7 protein-coding genes and 1 pseudogene are annotated in these 7,694 nt (G+C 73.1%); 5 read left to right on the top strand and 3 right to left on the bottom strand.

Annotated features, from left to right (window positions below; all coding sequences use genetic code 11):
• Nucleotides 1-31: 31 nt before the first annotated feature.
• Nucleotides 32-1,348 carry an endonuclease/exonuclease/phosphatase family protein gene (locus ACPOLA_RS16475; protein ID WP_435771591.1) on the top strand — a complete coding sequence of 439 codons (1,317 nt, stop codon included), beginning with the start codon at nucleotides 32-34 and terminating at the stop codon, nucleotides 1,346-1,348.
• Nucleotides 1,349-1,441: 93 nt separating this feature from the next.
• Nucleotides 1,442-3,034, top strand: a complete 1,593-nt coding sequence (locus ACPOLA_RS16480) for a fibronectin type III domain-containing protein (protein ID WP_435771592.1) — start codon at nucleotides 1,442-1,444, stop codon at nucleotides 3,032-3,034.
• 27 nt (nucleotides 3,035-3,061) lie between these two features.
• Here ACPOLA_RS16480 and glmS read toward each other — a convergent pair whose 3' ends face one another.
• Nucleotides 3,062-4,906: a glutamine--fructose-6-phosphate transaminase (isomerizing) gene (gene glmS, locus ACPOLA_RS16485; RefSeq protein WP_435771593.1), complete on the bottom strand. Its 1,845-nt coding sequence runs from the start codon at nucleotides 4,904-4,906 to the stop codon at nucleotides 3,062-3,064.
• An 11-nt stretch (nucleotides 4,907-4,917) separates the two neighbouring features.
• The gene (locus ACPOLA_RS16490; protein ID WP_435771594.1) at nucleotides 4,918-5,181 is read right to left on the bottom strand and encodes a hypothetical protein; all 264 of its coding nucleotides are present in this window, start codon (nucleotides 5,179-5,181) and stop codon (nucleotides 4,918-4,920) included.
• Between the two features lie 233 nt (nucleotides 5,182-5,414).
• Between ACPOLA_RS16490 and ACPOLA_RS16495 the strand changes: the two genes are divergently transcribed.
• The 3 genes from ACPOLA_RS16495 to ACPOLA_RS16505 all read left to right on the top strand — a co-directional run bounded on the left by ACPOLA_RS16495 (nucleotide 5,415) and on the right by ACPOLA_RS16505 (nucleotide 7,566).
• Nucleotides 5,415-5,558 (top strand): hypothetical protein, encoded by a 144-nt coding sequence (locus tag ACPOLA_RS16495; RefSeq protein WP_435771595.1) that lies wholly within the window; start codon nucleotides 5,415-5,417, stop codon nucleotides 5,556-5,558.
• Nucleotides 5,559-5,748: 190 nt separating this feature from the next.
• The gene (locus ACPOLA_RS16500; RefSeq protein ID WP_435771596.1) at nucleotides 5,749-6,309 is read left to right on the top strand and encodes a YceI family protein; all 561 of its coding nucleotides are present in this window, start codon (nucleotides 5,749-5,751) and stop codon (nucleotides 6,307-6,309) included.
• Between the two features lie 132 nt (nucleotides 6,310-6,441).
• On the top strand, nucleotides 6,442-7,566 hold the full coding sequence (locus ACPOLA_RS16505) for a serine/threonine-protein kinase (RefSeq protein ID WP_435771597.1): 1,125 nt from the start codon (nucleotides 6,442-6,444) through the stop codon (nucleotides 7,564-7,566).
• Here ACPOLA_RS16505 and ACPOLA_RS16510 read toward each other — a convergent pair.
• Nucleotides 7,563-7,694, bottom strand: a pseudogene (locus tag ACPOLA_RS16510) (IS481 family transposase); the annotation flags it as partial. The gene ACPOLA_RS16505 and the pseudogene ACPOLA_RS16510 sit on opposite strands and share 4 nt — an antisense overlap.

Consider the following 7,694-nt stretch of genomic DNA (forward strand, 5'->3'; position numbering starts at 1 on the left):
GGCTCAGAGTCGCAACCAGAGGGGAACGAGAATGCCGTTGCTGACCGACACGGGTGTCCGGCTGCGCCGACCGCACGCGCTGCTGGCCCTGGTCGCGGCCCTCGCCTGCGCCGCCACCGTGCTGGCCGCCCCGCCGGCCCACGCCGCCAAGCCCGGCAAGGCGCGACCGGTGTGGGTGACCCACAACCTGCTGCGCGCCAACGGCACCGTCGACCTGCGCCTGGAGTGGCCGCGGGCTGCGCGCGCAGGCAGCTACGAGATCGACTACGCGCCGGCGTCGGGCGGCATCCAGCCCGACGAGGTGCAGCGGTCGCGGTCGAAGCGGGTCAAGAAGGTCCGCGGCACCAGCCGCAGCGTCCAGGCCGTGATGATGACCGGGCTGAAGCAGGGCACGACGTACTGCTTCCAGGTCCGCGGTCGCAACGGCTCCGGCTACGGCTACCGCAGCGGCCTGCACTGCAAGGTCACCACCCGGAGCAGCCGGCCGAAGCCCGCGGAGGGCACGTCCTTCCCCCTCGTCGTCGGCACCTTCAACACGTGCAGCAGCGCGTGCAACGGCGAGCTGACGAACTGGGCGAGCGGGCGGGCCGCCGGGGTGCGGAAGCGGATCCTGGAGATGGGCGTGGGAGGCCGACCCGCCGACGTCGTCGCGCTCCAGGAGGCCAGCCTCGCGACCGACTCGTTCCAGAGCGGTGGCCTGGCCGGCTTCCAGCGCGCCTGCCAGACCCATGCCGACTCCGACAACCAGTCGGTGTTCGTGCGCACCGACAGCTACGACATCGTGCCGGGCACCAGCGGCGGGACCGACTTCGCCGGGCTCACCGGCAACAAGGCCCAGGGGGCCTGCTGGGTGCAGGTGCGCCACCGGGAGACGCAGCAGCGCGTGGTGGTCGTCAGCCTCCACCTGACGCCGGGCTCGAGCTCCGACGTCGACGCGCGCCGTGCGAAGCAGATGACGGAGGTGCTCGACCTGATGGAGCAGGACGGCTTCGGCGCCGACACCCCGACCGTGTTCGCCGGGGACTTCAACTCCCACCGCAACCGCGCGACCGACGCGCCGCTGAAGGCGCTCTACGCCCACGGCCGCCACGACGACGCCTACGACATGGCGGCCAGGCGGCTCTCCCGCCCCAACCGCAACTCCAGCTGCGACGTGTCCACCGTCCCGCAGACGTCGGACCGGTGGGGCGACCACGTCGACCGGGTCTTCGCGCCGCGCGGAGCCCACGTCGCGACGTGGGAGGTCGACTACCGCACGAACTCCACGAACACCCGCTACGTGACGCCGATCATCTCCGACCACAACCCGGTCCTGGTGTCCCTCGAGCTGCCGCGGCTGGTGCAGTAGCACGGTCGGCGCCGGCCGGCTTGACCCGTTCCGCGGACGCCCGGAACGACCCGACATAGCCTTCTGGGGAGGGCGCTTGACGGGGAGACGAGCATGCGGCGTTGGAGTGTGGTGCGGGGTCGCCTCGCGGTCGCGGTCGCGGGCGCCGTGGTCGCGGGCGGCGGGCTGCTGCCCGGCGGCACGGGCGCGGTGCCGGCCGCGTCGGCGGCGGCCGGGCTCGAGCGGGTGGACGACCTGACGGTCGGCTCCGGTCGGACCAACGGCAGCAGCGCCCGGCTGACGGCGACGTGGAGCCCCGTGCGCGGCGCCACGTCGTACCAGGTGCGGTACGCGACCTCCCGGGACATGGCGCCCGCGAGGTCCGTCGGCGCCGGCGACACGTCGCGCACGGTGCGGCACCTGCGCGCGTCGCGCACCTACTGCTTCCGCGTCCGGGCTGTCCGCAAGGCCGCCGGGAGGACGCGGTACGGCGCCCCGTCGGCCGTGGTCTGCGCGCGGACCCCGCGCGCGATCGCGACCGGCCGGGCGGCCTGGGTGACCGGGCAGACCGTGGCGTCGACGTCGGCCGGACGCCGGACGACGCTGACCTTGAAGTGGCCCCGGACCGCGGGCGCCACGACCAACGAGCTGCACTACGCCCCCGCCTACGACGTGCAACGGTCCCGGGGCCGCGTGGTGGTGCGCGCCATCCCGGCGTCCGGTCGGGCCCTGGAGACCTACGTGGTGCGCGGCCTGGAGCCGGGTCGCAAGTACTGCTTCCAGCTGCGCGGGCGCTCGACCACCGGAGTCGGCCATCTCGGCCCCACCCACTGCAAGGTGGTGATGCCGGCGGCGCGGGCGCTGAAGCCGACGAAGGTCGAGCTGCGGATGGTGACCTTCAACGTCTGCGGGAAGGCGGAGCCGTGCCAGGCACGGTGGAGCTGGTCGCGCCGGCGTCCGCTCGTGAAGCAGCACATCGTGATGAGCGGCGCCGACGTGGTGGCGCTCCAGGAGACCCGCGCGGTGCTGTCCGGGATCGCCCGGGACCTGGAGGCGGAGGGCTTCGTGAAGGCCTGCTCGTGGGCCAACGCCCAGGCCGTCTTCGTGCGTCGCAGCGTCTACGCGGTCACCTGGGGCTCCGCCGGCGGCCTGCGCTTCACCAACGACAAGGCCCACGGGGGCTGCTGGGCGAAGGTCCGCCACCGCGCGACCGGCACCCAGCTCGCCGTCGCCAGCGTCCACCTCCGCAAGGGCCGGGGCGCCTGGCCCGCGCACGTCCGCGAGGTGCAGACCAGCAAGATCCTGCGGGTGATGCAGGAGAGGTACGGCGACATCGGAGCTCGCGGCACGCCGCGGTTCGTCATCGGCGGTGACTTCAACTCCCACCGCGGCCACGCCTACGACGGACCCCTCCAGCGGCTGCGCCGGGCCGGCTTCGACGACGCCTACGACGTCTCGGCGACGTTCCGCACGCCGTACCGCAACTCGGCCAACCGCTACCGCGCCCGCCCGATGACGTCGGTGCTGTGGGGCTCGCACGTCGACCGGGTGTTCGTCCCGGAGGGCGCCACCGTCACCGGCTGGCGGACGGTCACCCGGACCCGCGGCAACCGCTACGTGACGCCGCTGCCGTCAGACCACAGCCCGGTCGCGATGACGATCTACCTGCCGTCGTCCGGCGGCCTGCTCGGCGGCCTCCTCGGCTGAGCGGCCGCGGGGGGCGACCGCCCCTTCTCACTCGACGGTCACGGACTTCGCGAGGTTGCGCGGCTTGTCGATGTCGTGGCCGAGGCTCGCCGCGGCGTGGTAGGCGAGCAGCTGCAGCGGGATGGTGAGCAGGATCGGGTCGAGCTCGCGCTCGTTCCGCGGCACCCGGACCAGCTGCGTGCGCTCCGGGTCGGTCCCGAGATCGCCGAGGTCCACCCCGGCGTGGGTGACCACTGTCAGCGGGCCACCGCGCGCCGCGATCTCGTGCAGGGCGGCGACGTTGCGCTCGACGAGCTCGTCGTCGGGCACGATCGCCACGGTCGGCACGGCCGGGGAGATGAGCGCCAGCGGGCCGTGCTTGAGCTCCGAGGTCTGGTAGGCCTCCGCATGGCGGTAGCTGACCTCCTTGAACTTCTGCGCACCCTCCCGCGCGACCGGGAAGCCACGCACCCGGCCGACGAAGAACAGGCTCTCGGCCTCGGCGAGCCGGCGGGCCACGTCGGCGACCGCCTCCTCGCCGTCGAGGATCTCCTGGATCTGGCCGGGCAGGGCGGCCAGGCCGGCGATCAGGCGGCGGCCGTCGGAGATCGACAGGTCGCGGACCCGGCCGAGCTGGAGGGCGAGCATCGCGAAGCCGCAGAACATGTTGGTCAGCGCCTTGGTCGACGCCACCGCGACTTCGGGCCCCGCGTGCAGGTAGATGCCGCCGTCCACCTCGCGGGCGATCGCGGAGCCCACCACGTTGACCAGCCCGATCACCCGGCCGCCCTTGCGTCGTACCTCCTGGACGGCCAGCAGGGTGTCGACGGTCTCGCCGGACTGGCTGACCACCACGTAGAGGGTGTCCGGCTCGATGATCGGGTTGCGGTAGCGGAACTCCGAGGCGGCCTCGGCGTCGGCGGGGATCCGCGCCAGCTCCTCGACCAGCGTGGCGCCCATCTGCCCGACGTAGTACGCCGACCCGCAGCCGAGGATCTTGACCCGCCGGATGGCGCGCAGCTCGCGCGGGTCCAGGTTGAGGCCGCCGAGGTGGCCGGTGCCGAACCGCTCGTCCAGCCGCCCGCGCAGCACCCGCTCCGTGGCCGCGGGCTGCTCCAGCATCTCCTTGTGCATGAAGGACTCGTGCTCCCCGGCGTCGTACGCCGACGGGTCGATGTCCACCCGGGCCGCGCGCCGGTCGGTGGTGGCCAGGCCGCTCGGCTCTCGGCGGTAGGTGGTGAAGCCGCTCGCGGTGATCGAGGCCATGTCACCGTCCTCGAGGTGCGCCACCGTCGTGGTGTAGCGCACCAGCGCAGCCAGGTCGGACGCGACGTGCATCTCGCGGTCACCGACGCCGATGATCAGCGGGCTCCCGTTGCGCGCGACCACCATCCGCTCGGGGAAGTCGACGTGGACCACGGCGATGCCGTAGGTGCCCTCGATCCGGCTGAGCGCCTCGGCGACCTTCGCCTCGAGCGTGTCGGCCTCCGAGCGGGCGACCAGGTGCGCGATCACCTCGGTGTCGGTCTCCGAGACGAGGTCCACGCCGTCGTCGGCGAGCTCGCCGCGGAGCGCTGCCGCGTTGTCGATGATCCCGTTGTGGACGACGGCGACCAGGCCCTTCGCGTCGGTGTGCGGGTGGGCGTTCGCATCGGTGGGCGGCCCGTGGGTCGCCCAGCGGGTGTGCCCGATCCCGACCCTGCCGGCGAACCGCTTCGGCAGCGCGGAGGCCAGGTCGCGGACCCGCCCGGCGCGCTTCGCCACCCGGATGCCGGTGGATCCCAGCACCGCGAGGCCGGCCGAGTCGTAGCCCCGGTGCTCGAGGCGGGTGAGTCCCTCGAGCAGGACGGGGGCCGCCTGCTGGGTGCCGAGATAGCCGACGATGCCGCACATGGGGTGTCTTCCTATCCGTAGATCAGGCGCCGGATCTGGCGCTCGCTGAGGTCGGGCGCGGCCACCACGCGGTGGCGCAGCTCCTCGCGGAGCCGGGCGAAGATCTCGGCGTTGCGCGCGCCGTAGGTCTTCAGCTCCGCATGCCGCCGGCGGACGTACTGCGCCACCGTCTCGTCGTGGAAGGCGAGCACGTCCTCGACGAGTCGCTCCGCCTCCTGGGCGGAGAGACCCGTGCTGGTCCGCACGTGCTCCAGCAGGCGCGGATCGACGGTCACGGCGGCAGCGTGCGCCGAACCGCGGGCTTCGCGCAACTTCCTGCCCGATTTCGGGCAGGAATGTCCCTCGAGCGCCCACGACCGCGGAGCTTCGGCACCGGTGGAGCGGCGCGTACGCCGTGGGAGCTCCAGGGCTGCCGGAGTGGAGCGAGCGGGCGAGTTTCTTCATCGACCATGCCCGCAGGTGGGGAGCGTGCTACCTTGGTGAACGGATGGTGAACAGGAGGTGTCCCATGACCGACACGCAGATGACGCCCCGGCTCGAGATGCGCTGGGTCCCGACGACCGACAACGACGGCCGCACGCGGATCGTGGCCCGCTGGGTCGAGGTCGAGGTCGGTCGACCGGCGTCAGTCCACAGCGCCGCTGCGGCCTGACCCCGCTCGTCCGACGTCGAGCAGTCGCCGAGGAGCCGCCCTCATGGGGCGACTCCTCGGCCATTTCGCCGCGGCACAGCGCGACGGGCGGGCGTGCTGTGAGCCAGGTCACACGGCATCCCGGAATGGTTGACACGTCACCTTAGTTGAAGCGATTGACGGTTCAACCACTCTGACCTGAGGAGCCACCATGACCGAGACCCGCCAGTCCGCCGCCCTGGACGACATCACCGGCGACTACACCCTCGACACCGCCCACAGCCGGCTCGGCTTCGTCGCCCGGCACGCCGTCGTGACCAAGGTCCGCGGCCAGTTCTCCGAGTGGAGCGCGACCGCCCACGTCGACGCGGCCAACCCCGCCAACTCCTCGGTGACGGTGACCATCGACCCGGCCAGCGTCTCCACCGGCAGCGCCGACCGCGACGGCCACCTCGTCTCCGCCGACTTCTTCGACGTCGCGAACCACCCGGAGTGGCGCTTCGTCTCCACCCGCGTCGAGCGCGCCGGCGACGAGTGGGCCGTGACCGGCGACCTCACCATCAAGGACGTCACCAAGCCGGTGACCATCAACTTCGAGGAGACCGGCTCCGCCAAGGACCCGTTCGGCAACGTGCGCGTCGGCTTCGAGGGGGAGCTGACCGTCAACCGCAAGGACTGGGGCCTCACCTGGAACGCCGCCCTCGAGACCGGCGGCGTGCTGGTCTCGGAGAAGATCAAGCTCGAGTTCGACATCTCCGCGATCCGCAGCTGACCCACCGGTCGCTGCCGTCGCGCGCCAGCGCCACCGCACCGGACGCCCCGGGCGGGTCCCGTCGGACCCGCCGGGGCGTCCGTCGTCGCGAGCCCACCCACCGTCGGCTGCGGCGCTGGATAGGCTCCGTCCATGGGCGAGGTCTTCGCGGGGCGCTACGAGCTGCTCGACCCGGTGGCCTCCGGAGGCATGGGCACCGTGTGGCGGGTCCTCGACCGGGTCGCCGGCGAGGTGATGGCGGCGAAGATGCTGCGCCAGACCGACGCGGCGATGCTGCTGCGGTTCGTCCGAGAGCAGTCGGTCCGGATCGACCACACCCACGTCGTGACGCCCCGGTCCTGGGCCGGCGTCGACGACCGGGTGCTCTTCACCATGCCGCTCGTGCGGGGCGGCTCGGTGTCGGAGCTGATGAAGCGCTACGGCCCGCTCCCTCCGCGATGGGTGGCGATGCTGGCAGACCAGACGCTGCAGGCGCTCGAGGCGGTGCACGGGGCGGGCATCGTCCATCGCGACATCAAGCCCGGCAACCTGCTGCTCGAGCCGACCGGGCGGGCCCGACCGCACCTGCGCCTGACCGACTTCGGCATCGCGGTCCCGAGCGACGAGCCGCGGCTGACCCATGTCGCGATGGTGATCGGGACGCCCGGCTACATGCCGCCCGAGCAGTACCGCGGCGCCGACCCCGACCCCCGTGCCGACGTCTACGCCCTGGGCGTGGTCATGCTGGAGATGCTGACCGGCCACCGGCCGCCCGGGGACGGCGAGCCCCGCCCTCTCGACCTCCGGGACCTGCGCCGCGGGGTCGCCGAGCACGACGCGCTGCTCGACGTGGTGCACGCCGCGACCGCGTACGACGCCGCCGCGCGGCCGTCCGCGGCGGAGCTGCGGCGGCACCCGGCGCTGTCCGGCCTGGTCGCCCGCTGGGACGATCCCGCGCTCGCCGACGACCTCGAGGTCGTCGACCAGCACCCCCCGACAGCAGCGGAGCCGGTCGCGGACCCGGCCACCGGCCCAGCCATCGGCCCGGCCACCGGCCCAACCACCGCCGCGTACCCGCCGCCGCCGCTGCCCGCGACGCCGGTGGCGGCCGGGGCGACGGCACCCCTGCCTCCTCCCCCGCCGGTGACCCGGCGCACCCAGCCGACGGTGCCCTTCCCCGGGCCCGGGGTCACCGCCCGCAGACCGGTCGACGCCGTCGTGCTGCTGGTCCTCGGCGCGCTGGGGCTGGTCGTCGCGCTGCTGCTGCTCGTGCTCTAGGTGTTCTGTCCACGCAGGTTGGGCACGAGGTCGGCTGGTGAGTTGCCGCCCAGTGCGGTGTGACCGCGGTGGTGATTGTAGGTGTGGAGCCACTCGGGGAACAGTGCTGCGCGTTCGGCCTCGGAGGT

The sequence above is a fragment of the Nocardioides proteolyticus genome (assembly GCF_051280635.3).
Classification (GTDB): domain Bacteria; phylum Actinomycetota; class Actinomycetes; order Propionibacteriales; family Nocardioidaceae; genus Nocardioides.

What these genes read in the sequence shown, in the direction of transcription:
- ACPOLA_RS16475 (WP_435771591.1), top strand. Translation starts at nt 32, where the DNA reads ATGCCGTTGCTGACCGACACGGGTGTCCGGCTGCGCCGACCGCACGCG.
- glmS (WP_435771593.1), bottom strand. Translation starts at nt 4,906, where the DNA reads ATGTGCGGCATCGTCGGCTATCTCGGCACCCAGCAGGCGGCCCCCGTC.
- ACPOLA_RS16495 (WP_435771595.1), top strand. Translation starts at nt 5,415, where the DNA reads ATGACCGACACGCAGATGACGCCCCGGCTCGAGATGCGCTGGGTCCCG.
- ACPOLA_RS16480 (WP_435771592.1), top strand. Translation starts at nt 1,442, where the DNA reads ATGCGGCGTTGGAGTGTGGTGCGGGGTCGCCTCGCGGTCGCGGTCGCG.
- ACPOLA_RS16505 (WP_435771597.1), top strand. Translation starts at nt 6,442, where the DNA reads ATGGGCGAGGTCTTCGCGGGGCGCTACGAGCTGCTCGACCCGGTGGCC.
- ACPOLA_RS16500 (WP_435771596.1), top strand. Translation starts at nt 5,749, where the DNA reads ATGACCGAGACCCGCCAGTCCGCCGCCCTGGACGACATCACCGGCGAC.